Origin of the sequence: Streptomyces sp. NBC_01304, from assembly GCF_035975855.1 — a bacterium.
Classification (GTDB): domain Bacteria; phylum Actinomycetota; class Actinomycetes; order Streptomycetales; family Streptomycetaceae; genus Streptomyces.
The window spans coordinates 6910618-6929661 of record NZ_CP109055.1; the positions used below are offsets into that span (position 1 = coordinate 6910618).

16 protein-coding genes are annotated in these 19044 nt (G+C 69.6%); 6 read left to right on the forward strand and 10 right to left on the reverse strand.

The features are described 5' to 3' along the window. Positions 1-109 precede the first annotated feature (109 nt). The 3 genes from glmS to OG430_RS30725 form a co-directional block, all read right to left on the reverse strand. Positions 110-1954: a glutamine--fructose-6-phosphate transaminase (isomerizing) gene (gene glmS, locus OG430_RS30715; protein WP_327355878.1), complete on the reverse strand. Its 1845-nt coding sequence runs from the start codon at positions 1952-1954 to the stop codon at positions 110-112. A 14-nt stretch (positions 1955-1968) separates the two neighbouring features. Then, entirely contained in the window at positions 1969-2226 is a 258-nt protein-coding gene (locus OG430_RS30720) for a hypothetical protein (RefSeq protein ID WP_327355880.1), read from the reverse strand. A gap of 243 nt (positions 2227-2469) precedes the next feature. Continuing rightward, positions 2470-3330: a DUF4429 domain-containing protein gene (locus tag OG430_RS30725; protein WP_327355881.1), complete on the reverse strand. Its 861-nt coding sequence runs from the start codon at positions 3328-3330 to the stop codon at positions 2470-2472. 71 nt (positions 3331-3401) lie between these two features. Between OG430_RS30725 and OG430_RS30730 the strand changes: the two genes are divergently transcribed. Then, positions 3402-5099, forward strand: a complete 1698-nt coding sequence (locus tag OG430_RS30730; RefSeq protein WP_442816578.1) for a beta-N-acetylhexosaminidase — start codon at positions 3402-3404, stop codon at positions 5097-5099. A gap of 134 nt (positions 5100-5233) precedes the next feature. Here OG430_RS30730 and OG430_RS30735 read toward each other — a convergent pair whose 3' ends face one another. The 6 genes from OG430_RS30735 to OG430_RS30760 all read right to left on the reverse strand — a co-directional run bounded on the left by OG430_RS30735 (position 5234) and on the right by OG430_RS30760 (position 13035). After that, a complete protein-coding gene (locus tag OG430_RS30735) occupies positions 5234-6091 on the reverse strand; it encodes a siderophore-interacting protein (protein ID WP_327355884.1) in 858 nt (285 codons plus the stop codon). Continuing rightward, on the reverse strand, positions 6088-7128 hold the full coding sequence (locus tag OG430_RS30740) for an ABC transporter substrate-binding protein (RefSeq protein WP_327355885.1): 1041 nt from the start codon (positions 7126-7128) through the stop codon (positions 6088-6090). The genes OG430_RS30735 and OG430_RS30740 overlap by 4 nt, the downstream gene beginning before the upstream one ends. A 99-nt stretch (positions 7129-7227) precedes the next feature. Next, positions 7228-8379: an acyl-CoA dehydrogenase family protein gene (locus tag OG430_RS30745; protein WP_327355887.1), complete on the reverse strand. Its 1152-nt coding sequence runs from the start codon at positions 8377-8379 to the stop codon at positions 7228-7230. 5 nt (positions 8380-8384) lie between these two features. Continuing rightward, complete coding sequence (locus tag OG430_RS30750; RefSeq protein ID WP_327355888.1) at positions 8385-9350, reverse strand: hydroxymethylglutaryl-CoA lyase; 966 nt, start codon at positions 9348-9350, stop codon at positions 8385-8387. After that, on the reverse strand, positions 9347-11386 hold the full coding sequence (locus OG430_RS30755) for an acetyl/propionyl/methylcrotonyl-CoA carboxylase subunit alpha (protein WP_327359288.1): 2040 nt from the start codon (positions 11384-11386) through the stop codon (positions 9347-9349). The genes OG430_RS30750 and OG430_RS30755 overlap by 4 nt, the downstream gene beginning before the upstream one ends. A gap of 32 nt (positions 11387-11418) precedes the next feature. After that, on the reverse strand, positions 11419-13035 hold the full coding sequence (locus tag OG430_RS30760) for a carboxyl transferase domain-containing protein (protein WP_327355889.1): 1617 nt from the start codon (positions 13033-13035) through the stop codon (positions 11419-11421). A 129-nt stretch (positions 13036-13164) separates the two neighbouring features. On the opposite strand from OG430_RS30760, the gene OG430_RS30765 reads away from it, so the two are divergent. The 4 genes from OG430_RS30765 to OG430_RS30780 all read left to right on the forward strand — a co-directional run bounded on the left by OG430_RS30765 (position 13165) and on the right by OG430_RS30780 (position 16997). Beyond that, the gene (locus tag OG430_RS30765) at positions 13165-13776 is read left to right on the forward strand and encodes an SACE_7040 family transcriptional regulator (protein ID WP_327355890.1); all 612 of its coding nucleotides are present in this window, start codon (positions 13165-13167) and stop codon (positions 13774-13776) included. A gap of 140 nt (positions 13777-13916) precedes the next feature. Continuing rightward, positions 13917-15074, forward strand: a complete 1158-nt coding sequence (locus OG430_RS30770) for an acyl-CoA dehydrogenase family protein (protein ID WP_327355891.1) — start codon at positions 13917-13919, stop codon at positions 15072-15074. An 8-nt stretch (positions 15075-15082) separates the two neighbouring features. Beyond that, the gene (gene tesB / locus OG430_RS30775) at positions 15083-15943 is read left to right on the forward strand and encodes an acyl-CoA thioesterase II (protein ID WP_327355892.1); all 861 of its coding nucleotides are present in this window, start codon (positions 15083-15085) and stop codon (positions 15941-15943) included. Between the two features lie 58 nt (positions 15944-16001). Continuing rightward, positions 16002-16997, forward strand: coding sequence for a cation diffusion facilitator family transporter (locus tag OG430_RS30780; RefSeq protein ID WP_327355893.1), 996 nt, complete (start codon positions 16002-16004; stop codon positions 16995-16997). Positions 16998-17058: 61 nt separating this feature from the next. Here OG430_RS30780 and OG430_RS30785 read toward each other — a convergent pair whose 3' ends face one another. Then, positions 17059-17853 (reverse strand): phosphatase, encoded by a 795-nt coding sequence (locus OG430_RS30785; protein WP_327355894.1) that lies wholly within the window; start codon positions 17851-17853, stop codon positions 17059-17061. A gap of 110 nt (positions 17854-17963) precedes the next feature. On the opposite strand from OG430_RS30785, the gene speB reads away from it, so the two are divergent. Next, positions 17964-18929: an agmatinase gene (gene speB / locus OG430_RS30790; RefSeq protein ID WP_327355895.1), complete on the forward strand. Its 966-nt coding sequence runs from the start codon at positions 17964-17966 to the stop codon at positions 18927-18929. Positions 18930-19044: the final 115 nt, after the last annotated feature.

Genomic DNA, 19044 nt, shown 5'->3' on the forward strand with positions numbered 1-19044 from the left:
GACCCTGGGCCCACGTGAAGAACGACCCCCCTGTGTGCTTGGTGGCACCCACAGGGGGGTCGTTCATGTCTTGCGGGCGTACGCGGCCTCGGCGGCGTACGTACGAGAACTACTCGACGGTGACCGACTTGGCCAGGTTGCGCGGCTTGTCGATGTCCCGGCCGAGCGCCAATGCCGTGTGGTAGGCGAGGAGTTGGAGCGGGATGCCCATCAGGATCGGGTCCAGCTCGGTCTCGTTCTTCGGGACCACGATGGTGTGGTCGGCCTTCTCCTGCTCCTGGTGGGCGACCGCGAGGATCTGGCCGCTGCGGGCCTTGATCTCCTCCAGGGCGGCACGGTTCTTCTCCAGGAGGTCGTCGTCCGGGACGATCGCGACCGTCGGCAGGGCGGGCTCGATCAGGGCGAGCGGGCCGTGCTTCAACTCCGAGGCGGGGTACGCCTCGGCGTGGATGTACGAGATCTCCTTCAGCTTCAGCGAAGCCTCCAGGGCGACCGGATAGCCGCGGACCCGGCCGATGAACATCATCGACTTGGCCTCGGCGTACCGCTTCGCCAGCTTCTTGATGTCGTCCTCCTGCTTGAGGATCTCCTGGATCTGGCCGGGCAGCCGGCGCAGGCCCTCGATGATCCGCTTGCCGTCCGACACCGACAGGTCGCGGATGCGGCCCAGGTGCAGGGCGAGCAGGGCGAAGGCGACGACCGTGTTGGTGAAGCACTTGGTCGAGACGACGCAGACCTCGGGACCGGCGTGCACGTACACACCGCCGTCGGCCTCGCGGGCGATCGCCGAGCCGACGACGTTCACCACGCCGAGGACGCGGGCGCCCTTGCGCTTCAACTCCTGTACGGCGGCGAGCACGTCGTACGTCTCACCCGACTGGGAGACCGCGATGTAGAGGGTGTCCGGGTCGACGACCGGGTTGCGGTAGCGGAACTCCGAGGCCGGCTCGGCGTCCGCGGGGATACGGGCCAGGCCCTCGATGAGGCCGGCGCCGATCAGGCCCGCGTGGTAACTGGTGCCGCAGCCAAGGATCTTGATGCGGCGGATGGTGCGCGCCTCGCGGGCGTCGAGGTTGAGGCCGCCCAGGTGCACGGTGGAGAAGCGGTCGTCGATGCGGCCGCGCAGCACGCGGTCCACGGCGTCGGCCTGCTCGCTGATCTCCTTGTGCATGTACGTGTCGTGGCCGCCCATGTCGTACGACTCGGCCTCCCACTCCACGGTGGTCGGGTTCGCCGTCGTACGGGAGCCCTCCGTCGTGTACGTACGGAAGTCGTCGGCCTTGAGGGTGGCCATCTCGCCGTCGTCGAGGGTGACGACCTGGCGGGTGTGCGAGACGAGGGCGGCGACGTCCGAGGCGACGAACATCTCCTTCTCGCCGATGCCGAGGACGACCGGGGAGCCGTTGCGGGCCACGACGATGCGGTCGTTGAAGTCCGCGTGCATCACCGCGATGCCGTACGTGCCCTCGACGTGCCGCAGCGCCTCGCGGACCTTCTCCTCCAGGGTCTCGGCCTGGGAGCGGGCGACGAGGTGGACCAGGACCTCGGTGTCCGTCTCGGAGAGGAACTCCACGCCGTCGGCGGTGAGCTTGGTGCGCAGCTCGGAGGCGTTGTCGATGATGCCGTTGTGGACGACGGCGACCTTGCCCTCGGCGTCCAGGTGGGGGTGCGCGTTCTCGTCGGAGGGGGCGCCGTGGGTGGCCCAGCGGGTGTGGGCGATGCCGGTGGTGCCCTTGAAGCGGGCCGGGACCTTGGCCTCCAGGTCGCGGACGCGGCCCTTGGCCTTGACCATCTTCAGGCCGGCGGGCTTGCCGGCCGTGCCCTTGCCGGTGCTGTGCTTGTTAAAGATGGCGATGCCGGCGGAGTCGTAGCCGCGGTACTCCAGGCGCTGGAGGCCCTCGAGGAGGAGGGGGGCTACGTCACGTTTGCCGATGTATCCGACGATTCCGCACATATGGGTCTCTTCCTCTAGCCGTAGATGATGCGGCGCAGCTGGCGCAGAGAGAGCTCTGGCGGCGCGACTGCGCGGTACTTCAGGTCTGACTGGATCTGCTCGAAGATCGCTGCGTTCAGCAGGCCCTGGGCCTGTAGTTCGCGGTGGCGGCGGCGGACGAATCCTTCGGTCGTTTCGTCGAAGTACGCCAGGACGTCCTGGATCACGCGCAGGGCTTCGCCCTTTTGCAGCGGCGTGCTGCGGGTCAGGTGATCTACGAGGTCGTCGTGCACCAGGCGATAGTGCTCGATCTGGGGGGCCGGTGCAAGAATCCTGCCCGGTTTCGGGCAAGGGCGTGTCTTTTCCCCACCCCGCCTCTTCCCGAAAGGCTGCCGCCGACTGAAAGGACTGTCCTCAAACGCCGGACGGGCTGGAGGGGTGCGGGCGGGCTGGAGGGGTGCGGGCGGGCTGGAGGGATGCCGGGCGGGATGGAGAGGTGCGGGCGGGCTGGAGAGGTGCCGGGCGGGGTGGAGGGGCTAGAGGCGTTTTAGTACTGCCTGTTTCGCCGTTGTGAATTCCTCGTCCGTCAGGATTCCCGACTGGTGCAGGTCGCCCAGTTCGCGCAGGCGGCGTAGGAGGGTGTCGTGGTCCACCGCGTCTGCGGGGGCTGCGGCGATGGCCGCGCTCTTCTCCGTTGCCGCCGGGTGGCGCAGGCGGGCCTGGACCGCGGCGCCGACCAGGGCCATCAGGGAGTCCTTCTTGAAGCCGTACAGGTCGATCGCGTTCGGGTCGTACTTCGGCGGAGCCTTGGTGGGGGAGTGGCGGACGGTGAAGCGGAGGTAGCCGTTCTCCAGGCCGGCCGAGGGCTGCCACTCGACCGCCGTGATGTCGGCGAGGGCGAGCGTGCGGGTGCCCGAGGCCGCCTTGGCCTCCTCGGTGTTCCACTTCCACTCCAGGCGCAGCTGATCCCCGTCGAAGCTCGCCGTGCCGTCGCCCGCCGTCACCGAGAGGGGGATCGACGGGCCGGGCAGGAGGTAGCCGTCGCAGCCGACGGACGGGATCTGGTCGAGGAGGTGGGCCTGGCGGACCTCGTCGACGAAGTACTCGGCGACGCCGTACCGGTCCGGGTCCACCGCCAGCTGGTAGGGGTCCTCGGAGTCCTTGAGTCTGTTCCCCGTCAGTTGGAGGAGGGGGTCGGCGCCCTCGCGGAGCCGCAGTCGCAGCCGGCCCGATTTCTTGCCCTGCTCGAAGGAGATCCCCGCCAACGCGGCCAGGGGCACCGCGAGTTCGCCCAGTTCCTTGCGGAGCAGACTCACACTCTTGTCGCGGCCCGGCACGATCCGCAGCGTCTCGCCGTCGAAGGTCCAGGTCCCCTCGCGCTGGATGATTTCCGCCATGCAGCGATTCTGGCATCCGCGGCCGCGAGGAGTGGTCTACACCTTGACCCTGTATGAGGGGCACGGTACGCATGGTGACCGTTCAGTTGCCCGGCACGACAGAGGCCACCCCCGGTGAGACACCCGGCGAAGGGACCCAGCTTGTGAGACAGCTCAGAACGAACAAGGCCCTCACCCGCCTGATCGGCTCGCTGCTGCTCGTCGCGGCCGCCGGACTCTCCTGCGTCGGGGCCGCCCCCGACGCCGACGCCCGGGCCGCCGAGCCCAGGCCGCTGGGCCAGGTGATTCCGGCGCCGATGTCGGTGGAGCCGGCCGGGGGCGCGTTCCAGATCAACTCCAAGACCAAGATCCACGTCTGGCACGACGACCCCGCCGATCTGCGGGCCGGCGAGTACCTGGCCCGGCTGCTGCGGCCCGCCACGGGGTACAAGCTGCCCGTCGTCCGGGACAACGTCGACACCGACGGAATCGTCCTGCGTACCAGTGCGGACGTCGCGAACAAGGTGCTCGGCCCCGAGGGCTACCGGCTGATCTCCGGATCCGGCGTCCTGCGTATCGAGTCCTGGTCGGCCGGCGGGATCTTCCACGGCATCCAGACGCTGCGCCAGCAGCTGCCCGCCAAGGTCGAGAAGAAGACCAGGCAGTCCGGGCCCTGGCTGATCGCGGGCGGCACCGTCAAGGACTCGCCGCGCTACGCCTACCGCGGTGCCATGCTCGATGTGTCGCGGCACTTCTTCACCGTCGACCAAGTCAAGCGCTACATCGACCAGTTGGCGCTCTACAAGATCAACAAACTGCACCTGCACCTGAGTGACGACCAGGGCTGGCGGATCGCGATCGACTCCTGGCCGAGGCTTGCCACGTACGGCGGCTCGACCCAGGTCGGCGGCGGTCCCGGTGGCTACTACACCAAGGCGCAGTACAAGGACCTCGTCGCGTACGCGGGCTCGCGGTACATGGAGGTGGTCCCGGAGATCGACATGCCGGGGCACACCAACGCCGCGCTCGCCTCGTACGCCGAGCTGAACTGCAACGGCGTGGCGCCGCCGCTCTACACCGGCACCAACGTCGGCTTCAGTTCGCTGTGCGTGCCCAAGGAGGTCACGTACGACTTCGTGGACGATGTGATCCGGGAGATCGCCGAGATCACTCCGGGTCAGTACATTCATATTGGTGGGGACGAGGCGCATTCCACCAGCCATGAGGACTACGTGAAGTTCATGAACCGGGTGCAGCCGGTGGTCGCCAAGTACGGGAAGACCGTGATGGGTTGGCACCAGCTGACCGGGGCGACGCCCGCGCAGGGTGCGATCGCGCAGTGGTGGGGTCTGGACGGGACCAGCCAGGCGGAGAAGGACCAGGTCGTGAACGCCGCGAAGAACGGGACCAAGCTGGTCCTCTCGCCGGCCGACCGGGCCTATCTCGACATGAAGTACAACAAGGACACCCCGCTGGGGCTGGCCTGGGCCGGCTATGTCGAGGTCGACCGGTCCTACAGCTGGAACCCGGACACCTTGCTGGCGGGGGCGCCCGCGGAATCGATCGCCGGGGTCGAGGCGCCGCTCTGGGCCGAGACGATCTCGACGAGCAAGCACATCGAGTTCATGGCGTTTCCGCGGTTGCCGGGGATTGCTGAGCTCGGGTGGACGCTTCGGAAGCCGAACTCCTTCGAGGAGTACAAGGGGCGGCTTGCTCAGCAAGGGCCTCGGTGGGATGCCCTTGGGATGGACTACTACAAGTCGAGCAAGGTGCCCTGGCCTGCGGGTTGATGGGTGCGGGTCAGTCGGGGCGGGGTGGGGATTTCTTCCCCTCCCCGCCCCTTCCCGTAAGACTGCCGTCGGCTGGAAAAGATTGTCCTCAAACGCCGGACGGGCTGAATGAGGGAACCGGACGGGCTGAAAAGCTAAGCGGATTCGGCTTCGTCCCGCAGGTTGTCCTCGCTTGCGCCCAGGCGCCAATAGCCGACGAAGGTGATCGCCTTGCGGTCGAAGGTGCGGTCGTTCACCAGGTGGCGGCGGAGGGTCTTGATGGTGCCCGCCTCGCCCGCGATCCAGGTGTACGGGGTGCCCCCGGGCAGGTTCGCCGCGCGGATCGCGTCCACCGTGAGGTCGGTGCGCGAGGCCTCGGCGCCGTCCCGGACCAGCCAGGTGATGTCGGCGTCCGCCTGGGTGGTGAGCTCCAACTTGTCGTCCGCGTACGGGACTTCGAGCCAGACCTTCGCCTTCGTACCCGCCGGCAGCCACTCCAGGATCGCCGAAGCGGCGGGCAGCGCCGTCTCGTCGGCCCAGAGCAGGATCCAGTCGGTGCCCTCGGGCGGCCGGAAGCGTACGCCCGTGTTGTCCTCGACCGCCGGGCCGAGCACCTTCACCCGGTCACCCGCCTTCGCCCGCTCGGCCCAGACGCAGGCGGGACCGCCGTCCTCGTGGATCGCGAAGTCGATGTCGACCTCGGGTGCCGGGGTGCGGCGCTGCGCGCGGACCGTGTACGAGCGCATGATCGCCCGTACGCCGGTGGGGAGTTCGCGGTACGCCTGGTACCAGGTGGCCGGGTCCTGCGCGGGCGGCAGGACCGGATCCGATTGCCCCGGGTGCGGCAGGAACAGCGACAGGCTCTGGTCGCGGCCGCCGGAGGTGAAGGCGTCCAGGCCCGGGCCGGTGAAGGTGACCCGGATCAGGGAGCGCGAGAGCTGTTCGGCGCGTACGACTTCCAGGTCGAAGAGCGTGAAGGGCGGCGTCGCCGCGGTCTCCTCGGCCGACGTCACTTCTTGACCTTCTTCGCCGTCTCGATCGCCTTCGCCAGGTCCTCCAGGACCGGCGCGCACTTGGCGTACGAGTAGATGGGCTCGGTGACGCGCGGGACGACCTGGCCCGCCTGCACCGCCGGGAGCTGCTTCCAGGTCGGCTTGGACTTGTCCAGGGCGTCGGGCTGCAGCGACTGGGCACGGTTGTCGAGCATGATGATGTCCGCGTCGTACTTGTCGACGTTCTCCCAGCTCAACTCCTCGAAGAAGCCCTGGGCGTTGACCTTCGGCTCGACGAACTTGACGCCGAGCTGGGCGAAGTACGCGGTGTCCGCGGACATCTTGGCGAGGGAGACGTAGAAGAGATCCTTGCTGCCCGAACCGATCAGGACCTTGATGTCCGGGTTGGCCTTGGCGGCGGCGCGCAGTCGGGCGGCGGCCTTCTCGAAGCGGGTCTTGGCGTCGGTGACCTTCTTGGCCGTGATGTCGGCGCCGAGCGACTCGGCGAGGTCCAGACGGCGGGCCAGGGCCTTGTCCATCGTGGTCTCGGCGGCCCACAGGGCGACGGTCGGCACCTTCAGCTGGAGGATCTTCTTCTCGGCGGCGGTACCGCTGACGTACCAGAGCTGGTCCTTGATCCACATGTCGGTGATCAGGGCATCGGGCGCCAGGGACGCGTACTTTTCGACGTTGAACTTGTCGTAGGCGTTGCCGAGGATCTCGACCTTGTCGATGTCCAGGTCGCCGGCCTGGACGTCGGGCTTGCCGTCCGGGGTCGTCGTCGGGCCGAAGACGCCCTTGACCTGGATGCCGTAGTCGTACAGCGCGGCGGCGGTACCGGTGAACGCCACGATGCTCGACGGAATCGCGTCCGCCTTCACGGTGGTGCCGCGGTCGTCCTTGAAGGACCAGGGGCCCTTCTTCCCCGCGGCGGTGCCCGAGCCGCCCGTCTTGTCCTTTTCCGTGCCGCAGGCCGCCAGCAGGACACCGGCGCCTACGGCGGTGCCTGCGGCGAGCAGGCCGCGACGGGAGAGGTGAGGGGCTCGGGCGTTGCGCATGGAGGTGTCTGCTTTCGCGTGAGCGGGCCGGGTCACTGGCCGGTTTTCGGCGTTAGGTTAACCTAACCTAAGCGGTATGTGGTCCCCGCCCGGCCTCCGCTATCCCAGCCCGAGCTCCCGCGCGATCAGCATCCGCTGCACCTCACTCGTGCCCTCCCCGATCTCCAGGATCTTGGAGTCGCGCCACATGCGGGCCACCGGGAACTCGTTCATGAAGCCGTACCCGCCGTGGATCTGTGTGGCCTCGCGGGCGTTGTCCACCGCGATCGTCGAGGAGTGCAGCTTCGCCAGCGCGGCCTCCTTCTTGAACGGCTCCCCGTTCACCAGGCGCGATGCCGCGTCCCGCCAGGCGAGCCGCGCCGTGTACGCCTTCATCTCCATGTCGGCGAGCTTGAACTGGATCGCCTGGTTGTCGCCGATCGGCCGGCCGAAGGCCTTGCGCTCCTTGGCGTACCGCAGCGACTCGTCCACACAGCCCTGCGCGAGCCCGGTCGCCAGCGCCGAGATGGCGATGCGTCCCTCGTCCAGGATGCGCAGGAACTGGGCGTAGCCGCGGCCCTCCTCGCCCACGAGGTTCGCGACGGGGACACGTACGTCCGTGAAGGCCAACTCGCGGGTGTCGGACGCGTTCCAGCCGACCTTGGAGTACGGCGCCGCGACGGTGAAGCCCGGCGTCCCGGACGGCACGATGATCGACGAGATGAGCGGACGTCCGTCGTCCTTCCTGCCGGTGACGGCCGTGACCGTGACCAGGCCGGTGATGTCGGTCCCGGAGTTGGTGATGAAGCACTTCGAGCCGTTGATCACCCACTCGTCGCCGTCGCGCACGGCGGTGGTCTTCGTGCCGCCCGCGTCCGAACCGCACTCCGGCTCGGTCAGACCGAAGGCGCCGAGGACCTCACCGGCGCACATCCGCGGCAGCCACTCCCGCTTCTGCTCCTCCGTACCGAACCGGAAGATCGGCATCGCGCCGAGCGAGACGCCCGCTTCGAGGGTGATCGCGACGGACGAGTCGACCCGGGCCAGCTCCTCCAGGGCGATCCCCAGGGCCAGGTAGTCCCCGCCCATGCCGCCGTACTCCTCGGGGAACGGGAGGCCGAAGAGCCCCATCCTCCCCATCTCGCGGACGATTTCGTACGGGAACTCGTGGCGCTCGTAGAAGTCGCCGATCTTCGGCGCGACGACGTCGTGCGCGAACGCCTCGACGGTGCGGCGCAGTTCCTCGTGCTCGGGGGTGAGGCGGTGATCCATCGTTCTCACTGCTCCTGTTGGGGCTGCGATGCACTCGTGAGTGCGCGGACGGTACGGGACGGGCTGGGTCGGCCCAGTTGTTCGGCCAGCCACGCGCTGGTCGCGGTGAGCTTGCCGAGATCGACTCCGGTCTCGATGCCGAGGCCGTCGAGCATCCACACGAGGTCTTCGGTGGCGAGATTCCCGGTCGCGGACTTGGCGTACGGGCAGCCGCCGAGGCCGCCCGCGGACGCGTCCACGGTGGTGACGCCGTGCTGCAGCGCGGCGAGCGTGTTGGAGAGCGCCTGGCCGTACGTGTCGTGGAAGTGCACGCCGATCACGTCGGTCGGCACGCCCTCCTCGTTCAGTGCGGAGAGCAGATTCTGTACGTGGCCGGGGGTGGCCACGCCGATCGTGTCGCCCAGACTCAGCTCGTCACAGCCCATGTCCATCAAGGCCTTGGCGACGCGGACGACTTGATGGACCGGGACCGGGCCCTCCCAGGGGTCGCCGAAGCACATCGAGAGATAGCCGCGCACGTGCACCTTGTCGGCCTTGGCGCGGGCCACGACCGGCTCGAACATCTCCAGGGATTCCTGGACGGTCCGGTTGAGGTTGCGGGAGGCGAAGGTCTCGGTCGCCGAACCGAAGACGGCGATGCGGCGGGCGCCGAGGCCGAGGGCCCTTTCCAGGCCCCGCTCGTTCGGGACGAGCACGGGCAGATGGACGCCTTCGATGTCGCCGAGCATCGGGAACAGCTCGGCGGCGTCGGCGAGTTGGGGCACCCACTTGGGGTGGACGAAGCTGGTCGCCTCGACGGTGGTGAGCCCGGCGTCCGCGAGGCGGTGGATGAACTCGGCCTTGACCTCGGTCGGTACGGTCCCCTTCTCGTTCTGCAGTCCGTCGCGGGCGCCGACCTCGTGGATGCGGACCTTGGGGGGCAGGTCGGGGGTGGGGACGACCATGGGCAGGCTGCCCGGGCCCTCGGTCATGACTCCTCCTGGGGGGTGACCACTGCGAGCACCTGGTCCATGGCGACGGTGGCGCCGGGTGTGACGTCCAGTTCGGTGACGGTGCCGGCGTGCGGGGCGGAGATGACGTGCTCCATCTTCATGGCCTCCACGACGAGGAGGCTCTGGCCTGCGGCCACTTCCTCGCCGACGGTGACCTTGACGACGGTGACGGTGCCGGGCATCGGCGCGGTGAGCGCGTCCGCACCGGCGTGGGCGGCTCCGGTGAGGTTGGCCGCCACGGGGTCATGGCTCTGGACGTGCCAGGCGTCACCGTCCCTGCCGAGCCAGTGCCCGTCCGGGCTGGTGGCGTGGCTGAACTTGTGGGTGATGCCGTCGAGTTCGAGGGTGAGGTGGGTGGGGGTGACGGTGACCAGCCGGGCGCGGGTGGGGGTGGTGAGCTGGACGACGGCATCATCCGCGAGGCCGCGCACGCGGACAGTCACCGGGTCGTGGCCCGGCACGCGTACGTGGTGCACCGTCCACGCCGGGGTACCCCCGAGCCGCCATCCGCTCGCGGCCCCGAAGGGGTCGACCCACTCCCTGGCGGGGGTCCCCGCCGTTCCGAGCTCCGCAGGATTTCGGGAAGGGGCGGGGCGGGGAGAAAGATCCGCCTGAGCCAGCAACGCCGCCGCCGCATACACCTCATCCGGCACCGAAGCATCGACCAGCCCATCCACCTCCCGCTCCACAAGCCCCGTGTCCAAGTCCCCGGACACCACGTCCGGATGGGCCAGGAGCCGGCGCAGGAAGCCCGCGTTGGTCGGCACCCCGAGGGTGACCGTCGAGGCCAGGGCCGACCTCAACCCCCGCAAGGCGGCGGCCCGGTCGGGGCCGTACGCGATGACCTTCGACAGCATCGGGTCGTACAGGCTGCCGACCTCCGTCCCGAGGGACAGCCCGGAGTCGGTGCGTACGCCGGAACCGGAAGGTTCGTTCAGGGACAGGACCGTGCCGCCGGAGGGCAGGAAGCCCCGGGACGGGTCCTCCGCGCAGATACGGGCCTCCACCGCATGCCCGGTCAGCCGGATGTCGCCCTGGGAGAAGGGCAGTTGCTCGCCGGCGGCGACCCGCAGCTGCCACTCCACCAGGTCGATCCCCGTGATCAGCTCCGTGACCGGGTGCTCCACCTGGAGCCGGGTGTTCATCTCCATGAAGTAGTACGAGGACGGGTCGTTGCCCGGCACGATGAACTCGACCGTGCCCGCGCCCGCGTACCCGCACGAGCGCGCCGCCTGCACCGCCGCCTCGCCCATCGCCGCCCGGGTCCCGTCATCGAGGAGCACCGAGGGCGCCTCCTCGATGATCTTCTGGTGGCGGCGCTGCAGCGAGCACTCGCGCTCGCCCAGGTGGACGACGTTCCCGTGCCCGTCCGCGAGGACCTGGATCTCGATGTGCCGGGGCCGGTCGATCCAGCGCTCCACGAGCAGCGTGTCGTCGCCGAAGGAGGCGCGGGCCTCGCGGCGGGCCGCCGCGATCTCGTCGTCGAGCAGGGCGAGGTCCCGCACCAGCCGCATGCCCTTGCCGCCACCGCCCGCCGAGGGCTTGAGGAGGACCGGCGCCCCGATCTCCCGCGCGGCGGCAGCCAGTTGGGCATCGCTGAGCCCGCTTCCGGAGGAGCCCGGCACCACCGGCACCCCGTACGCCGCGACCGTCTCCTTGGCCCGGATCTTGTCGCCCATCAGGTCGATCGCGGCGGCGGGCGGCCCGATGAAGACCAGGCCCGCGTCCGCGCAGGCCTGCGCGAAGGCGGCGTTCTCGGCGAGGAAGCCGTAGCCGGGGTGGACCGCCTGGGCGCCGGAACGGCGGGCCGCGTCCAGGAGCCGGTCGACGGACAGGTAGCTCTCGGAGGCGGCAGCGGGCCCGATCCGGACCGCCGTGTCCGCCTCGCGTACGTGCCGGGCATCGGCGTCCGCGTCGCTGAACACGGCCACCGACCGCACGCCAAGCTCCCGCAGCGTACGGATGACGCGGACCGCGATCTCGCCACGGTTGGCCACGAGGACTGTGTCGAACATGGCCGTCGTCTTGGTGCTCAAGGTCATCCGCCTCACATCCGGAAGACGCCGAACTCGGGGTCACCGAGCGGGGCGTTGGCACACGCGGTCAGGGCCAGGCCGAGGACCTGCCGGGTCTCAAGAGGGTCGATCACACCGTCGTCCCAGAGGCGGGCGGTGGCGTAGTAGGCGTTGCCCTGGGTTTCGTACTGCGCGCGGATCGGGTCCTTGAAGGCCTCCTCGTCCTCGGCCGGCCAGGACTCGCCGCGCGCCTCCAACTGGTCGCGCTTGACCGTCGCGAGGACGGACGCCGCCTGCTCGCCGCCCATGACGGAGATTTTGGCGTTCGGCCACATCCAAAGGAAGCGCGGTGAATAGGCCCGCCCGCACATCGAGTAGTTGCCCGCGCCGTACGAGCCGCCGACCACGACCGTCAGTTTCGGTACGCGGGTGCAGGCGACCGCGGTCACCATCTTGGCGCCGTGCTTGGCGATGCCGCCCGCCTCGTAGTCCCGGCCGACCATGAAGCCCGAGATGTTCTGCAGGAACAACAACGGAATGCCGCGCTGGTCGCAGAGCTCGATGAAGTGGGCGCCCTTCTGGGCGGATTCGGAGAACAGGATGCCGTTGTTGCCGACGATCCCGACCGGGTGCCCGTGGATGTGGGCGAAGCCGGTGACCAGCGTCTGGCCGTACTCGGCCTTGAACTCCTGGAAGCGCGAGCCGTCGACGATCCGCGAGATCACTTCTCGTACGTCATAGGGGGTGCGGGAGTCGACCGGCACGGCGCCGTACAGACCGGCCGGGTCGACCTTCGGCTCCTCGGCCGGCTCGACCGACCAGGGGAGCGGGCCGCGCTGCGGCAGCGTGGCGACGATGTTGCGGACGATGCGGAGCGCGTGGGCATCGTCCTCGGCGAGGTGGTCCGTGACGCCGGACGTACGGGAGTGGACCTCGCCGCCGCCCAGCTCCTCGGCGGTGACCACCTCACCGGTCGCGGCCTTCACCAGCGGGGGGCCGCCGAGGAAGATCGTGCCCTGGTTGCGGACGATGACCGCCTCGTCGCTCATCGCGGGGACATACGCGCCGCCCGCCGTGCAGGAGCCGAGGACCGCGGCGATCTGCGGGATGCCGGCGCCCGACATCTTCGCCTGGTTGTAGAAGATCCGCCCGAAGTGCTCCCGGTCGGGGAACACGTCGTCCTGCATCGGGAGGAACGCGCCGCCGGAGTCCACCAAGTAGAGGCAGGGCAGACGGTTTTCGAGGGCGACGGCCTGGGCGCGGAGGTGCTTCTTCACCGTCATCGGGTAGTACGTGCCGCCCTTGACGGTCGCGTCATTGGCGACGATCACGCACTCGCGGCCCGACACCCGGCCGATGCCCGCGATCACACCCGCGGCCGGGGCGTCTCCGCCGTACATCCCGTCGGCGGCCAGCGGCGCCAGCTCCAGGAAGGGCGAGCCCGGGTCGAGCAGCGTGTCCACGCGGTCGCGTGGCAGCAGCTTGCCGCGGGCCACATGGCGGGCCCGCGACTTCTCGCCGCCGCCGAGCTGCGCCGCGGCGAGCTTCTCGCGCAGCTGGGTGACCAGCGCCTGGTGGGCGGCCTCGTTGGACTTCCAGGCCTCCGAAGCGGGGTCTGCCCCGCTCTTCAGCTCCGGTGCCTGCTGCATCGCCATAGCTCCCCGACGTGATGGACGTGGTGACGTGATGGATGTGGTCACGCGATGGACGTGGTTAATGGGCGTTAACGTGTTGCCATCAGGTTAACGACCGCTAACAGCGCTGTCTAGAATGGATTCATGAGCACCACGAGTCCGACCGCAGCGTCGATGAGCCGTCGCGAGCAGATCCTCAAGGAGGCTGCCCGCCTCTTCGCCGCCCGCGGCTTCCACGGCGTCGGCGTCGACGAGATAGGGGCCGCCGTCGGCATCAGCGGCCCCGGCCTCTACCGCCACTTCGCGGGCAAGGACGCGATGCTCGCCGAGCTGCTGGTCGGCATCAGCGAGCAGCTCCTGATCGGCGGCAAGCGGCGCGTCGCCGAGGCCCCCGACGGCGCGGCGGAGCCCGAGGCGGTGCTCGACTCCCTCATCGAGGGGCACATCGACTTCGCCCTGGACGACCGGCCGCTGATCACCCTGCACGACCGTGAGCTGGACCGGCTGCGGGACAGCGACCGCAAGCTGGTGCGCCAGCTGCAGCGCCAGTACGTCGAGCTGTGGGTGGAGGCCGTCCGCAAGGTCTATCCGGACCTCGCCGAGGCCGACGCCCGGGCCTCCGTGCATGCCGTCTTCGGGCTGCTCAACTCGACCCCGCACCTGGGCCGGCCCGGCGCGCTGCCCGGCCGTACGGCGATGGCGGCGCTGCTGCACCGGCTCGCGCGCGGGGCCTTCGCCGCCGCTGCCGCCGGCTGACCTCCGGGGCGCCCCCGGGTGACACACATCTCTGGACGCTTTTGGTGACTGACGGGTAACCTGAATCTGAGCAAGCGCTTAGTTGCCGTCGTAGTCATGCGTGTGGCAGTCGCAGCCACCGTCCGTAGAGGGAGTTTTCCGTGCGCCGTACCGTTTTCAACGAGGACCACGACGCGTTCCGGGAGATGCTGCGCGCCTTCATCGAGGCCGAGGTCGTCCCGCACTACGACGAGTGGTTCGAGCAGGGCATCGTGCCGCGCGAGTTCTACTACAAGCTCGCCGAGCTGGGCCTCTTCGGCATCAACGTGCCCGAGGAGTTCGGCGGCGCGGGCATGGACACCCACAAGTTCGAGGCCATCCAGTACGAGGAGACCGCCCGCGCGGGCGTCACCTTCGGCGGCTCCGGCGTGCACGTGCTGCTCGCCCTGCCGTACATCAAGATGCTCGCCACCGACGAGCAGAAGAAGCGCTACCTCGAGAAGTTCGTCTCCGCCGAGGAGATGTGGGCCCTCGCGATGACCGAGCCGGGCACCGGCTCCGACGTCGCGGGCATGAAGACCACCGCCAAGCTCTCCGAGGACGGCACGCACTACGTCCTCAACGGCTCCAAGACCTTCATCACCGGCGGCGTCCACGCCGACCGCGTGATCGTCTGCGCCCGCACCTCCGCGCCGACCGCCGAGGACCGCCGCCACGGCATCTCGCTCTTCGCCGTCGACACCAAGTCCGAGGGCTACTCGATCGGCCGCAAGCTCGACAAGCTGGGCCTGAAGACCTCCGACACCGCCGAGCTGGCGTTCGTCGACGTGAAGGTTCCCGTCGAGGACCTCCTCGGCGAGGAGAACAAGGGCTTCTACTACCTCGGCGCCAACCTGCCGTCCGAGCGCTGGGGCATCGCGTACGGCGCGTACGCCCAGGCCAAGGCCGCCGTCCGGTTCGCCAAGGAGTACGTGCAGGAGCGCACGGTCTTCGGCAAGCCGGTCGCCTCCTTCCAGAACACCAAGTTCGAACTGGCCGCCTGCCAGGCCGAGGTGGACGCCGCCGAGGCCGTCGCCGACCGCTCCCTGGAGGCCCTGGACGCGGGTGAGCTGACCGCGGCCGAGGCCGCCTCCGCGAAGCTGTTCAACACCGAGGTCGCGCACCGTGTGATCGACAAGTGCCTGCAGCTGCACGGCGGTTACGGCTTCATGAACGAGTACCCGATCGCCCGCCTGTACGCGGACAACCGCGTCAACCGCATCTACGGCGGCACCAGCGAGGTCATGAAGATGATCATCGCGAAGGACATGGGGCTCTAACACCCCTTATGAGCGAGGCACTTGAGGGCCTGCTCGATCTGCTCGACCTGGAGCAGATCGAGCAGGACTATTTCCGGGGCCGGTCCAAGCCGTCGATCGTCCCGCGCGTCTTCGGCGGCCAGGTCGCGGCCCAGGCCCTGGTGGCCGCGGGCCGCACCGTGCCCGAGGACCGCCTCGCGCACTCCCTGCACGCGTACTTCCTGCGCGCCGGGGACCCGGGCGCGCCCATCGTCTACATGGTCGACCGGATCCGCGACGGCAAGTCCTTCACCACGCGCCGGGTCGTCGCCGTCCAGCACGGACAGCCGATCTTCCATCTCTCCGCGTCCTTCCAGACGTACGAGGAGGGGCTGGAGCACCAGGACGACATGCCGCCCGCACCCGACCCGGAGACGTTGCCGACCGCGGCCGAGATGCTGCCCAGGCATCTGCCGGCCGATGTGGCGGCACGTCTGGTCAAGGCCCGTGGTGCCGTCGATCTCCGCTATGCGGAGGTGCCGCCGTGGGGCAGCGTCGGCACCCCGCGCGAGCCGCGCTCGCAGGTCTGGTTCCGCACCAACGGCAAGCTGGCCGACGACCCGCTGCTGCACGTCTGCCTGGCGACGTACGTCTCCGACATGACCCTGCTCGACTCGGTGCTGCTCGCGCACGGACGCGGTGGCTGGGCGGTCGGGGACGTGGTCGGGGCCTCGCTCGACCACGCGATGTGGTTCCACCGGCCGTTCCGGGCCGACGAGTGGCTGCTGTACGACCAGGAGTCGCCGTCCGCCTCGGGCGGGCGCGGGCTCGGGCAGGCGCGGATCTATACGCAGGACGGGCGGCTGGCGATCACCGTCATCCAGGAGGGCGTGGTCCGGGTACCCCGCTGAGTCGTCCGTGTACCCCGCTGACCAGGCGTACGGGATGTATCCGGCATAACGTCGCCTCATGGGTGACAGCGGACCTGGACCTGTGGAACCGGTGGAGTGGCCCGAGGCGGGCGCGTCCCCCGAGGAGTCGGAGAGCGTCGGCACGGTCGTCATCGCCGCGCTCACCAACCTCGGGATCGCCGCCGCCAAGGCGGTCGGCGGCGTCATCAGCGGCTCCAGCGCGATGCTCTCCGAGGCCGCGCACTCGGTCGCCGACACCGTCACCGAGGTGATGCTGCTCGTCTCCCTGAAGAGCAGCGCGAAGCCCGCCGACGACGCCCATCCGCTCGGCTACAGCGGCGCCCGCTACGTCTGGGCGCTGCTCGCCGCCGTCGCGACGTTCGTGGGTGGTGGCGTCTTCGCCGTGTACGACGGCATCCACACGCTCACCCACGGCGAGGAGCCGGGCAATCCCACGATCTCGTACATCGTCCTCGGGGTGGCCTTCCTGCTGGAGGGCTACTCGCTCCTGGTCGCGTGGCGGCAGGTGAAGGGGGAGGCCGCGCGCTTCCACGTACGGACGAAGCGGTACGTGCGCGAGACGCCGGACACGGCGGTCAAGGCCGTCCTCCTGGAGAACGTCGCGGCCCTGATCGGTCTGGTGCTCGCGGCCGGCGGGCTGCTCGGCGGACATCTCACCGGGTCGGGCGTCTTCGACGGGGTGGCGTCGATCCTCATCGGGGTGCTGCTCGTGTGGGTGGCTTGGGAGCTCGGGCGCAGCAACGCCGAGCATCTGATCGGGCGTTCGCTGCCGCCGGAGCTGCGGGCGCAGGTGATCGAGGAGCTGCACACGGTGCCGCACCTGGTGCAGGTGGTGGAGCTGGTGACGATCGTGCAGGGGCCGCACGAGGTGTTGATCGCGGCCAAGGCGGACTTTCGCGATGTGTCGACCGCGGCCGATGTGGAGTGGGCCTGCGAGGAGGCCGAGCGGCAGCTTCAGGAACGGTTTCCGGCGATCCGGCGGGTGTTCATCGACCCGACGCCGTCGCCGGGCGGCGAGGTTCGTGCCCCGTAAGGGGCGCGGGGAACTGCGCGACCAGCCACGACGTACCCGCAGGTGACCGCGCCCGCTTGCCTCAGTCGGTGTCGAGCCCCGCCGCGTCCAGCAAGTAAGCCGTCATCGGGTCGTAGAACCTGGGGTCCAGGACGTGGTCGTCCAGGGGAACCGTCACCTGGAGCGTGCCCTCCGCCTCGCCGAGGAACAGGGCCGGGTCGTTGCAGTCCGCGTACCCGACGGAGTCGACCCCGCGCTGGCCCGCGCGTCCCGCCCAGCCGTGGTCCGCGACCACCAGGTCAGGCAGCGGCAGTGACTCGCGCTCCAGGCCGTCCAGGATCGCGTTCATCGGCTCCGGCGAGTGCGTGTGCCAGAGCGTCGCGCCGCGCTCCAGGACGGCGACGTCCGCGAACTGGAAGACGTAGCCCTCGTCGGCCGTCAGGCCGCCGGGAATCCGTACGATCTCGCAACCCGCCCGGCGCAACGCGTCCGCCGTAGCCCGGTGGACGTCGAGCAGACCGCCCGGATGGCCGGTCGCGAAGAGCACGCGCTGCTTGCCGGCGGCCGCCTTGCGCAGCCGCGCCGCCATCCGCTCCAGGGCGTCGACCGTGAGCTCCGGGTCGATGGTGTCCTGGCCGAAGCGGTACTCCGGGTCGTCGTTCACACCGCAGCGCTCGGCCATCACGGCGAGCACGTCCTGCTCGTCCTTCCAGCGGTCGCCGAGTTCCAGGCCCAGCCAGTAGTGCCGGTCGCCGTTCGCGAGTTTCCGGTAGTGGGAGAGGTTGTTGTCGCGGGGAGTGGCGACATCTCCGGCGATGCGCGTGCGGACGAGGTGGTCGACAAGATCGGCGCGGCTGGGTACTCGCGATATCGGCATGGGTCCATTGTGGCCCGAACGGTGCGACCTGGCCTCTGTGTCCAAATGATGGGTCGGTCTGCTCGGAAACGTACATGTGCGGAATCCGCAGCCAGACCTACGCTCGGTTCATGAGCACTCCCTCCCAGCCCCGCGGCCCCGTCGACTCCTCCCGCATCCCGCGCTACGCGGGCCCCGCGACGTTCGCGCGGCTGCCGAGGCTCGACGAGGTGGGCTCGGCCGATGTCGCGGTCGTCGGCGTGCCCTTCGACAGCGGCGTCTCCTACCGGCCGGGCGCCCGCTTCGGCGGCAACGCGATCCGTGAGGCCTCGCGCCTCCTGCGCCCCTACAACCCGGCGCAGGACGCCTCGCCGTTCGCCCTGGCCCAGGTCGCGGACGCGGGTGACATCGCCGCCAACCCCTTCAACATCAACGAGGCCGTCGACACCATCGAGGCCGCCGCCGACGATCTGCTCGGCACCGGCGCCCGCATGATGACGCTGGGCGGCGACCACACCATCGCGCTCCCGCTCCTGCGCTCGGTGGCCAAGAAGCACGGCCCGGTCGCGCTCCTCCACTTCGACGCGCACCTCGACACCTGGGACACCTACTTCGGCGCCGAGTACACGCACGGCACCCCGTTCCGCCGGGCCGTCGAGGAGGGCATCCTCGACACCGAGGCGCTGTCCCACGTGGGCACGCGCGGCCCGCTGTACGGCAAGAAGGACCTGGACGACGACGCCAAGATGGGCTTCGGCATCGTGACGTCCGCCGATGTCATGCGCCGGGGCGTGGACGAGGTCGCCGACCAGCTGCGCCAGCGCATCGGGGACCGCCCGCTCTACATCTCCATCGACATCGACGTCCTGGACCCCGCCCACGCGCCGGGCACGGGCACCCCGGAGGCGGGCGGCATGACCTCCCGCGAACTCCTGGAGATCATCCGGGGGTTGGCGTCCTGCAACCTCGTCTCGGCCGACGTGGTGGAGGTGGCCCCGGCGTACGACCACGCGGAGATCACGGCGGTGGCGGCGTCCCACACGGCGTACGAGCTCACCACGATCATGTCCCGGCAGATCGCCGAGGCGCGCGGCTGAGACCCCGCTCCGGAGGGGCTGAGATCAGCCCCTCCGGCGTTTGAGGAGCAGGGGTCCGGGGGCAGCGCCCCGTGAGCCAGGCCGGTCGAGCAGCACGCCAACGGGCAGCGTAGGT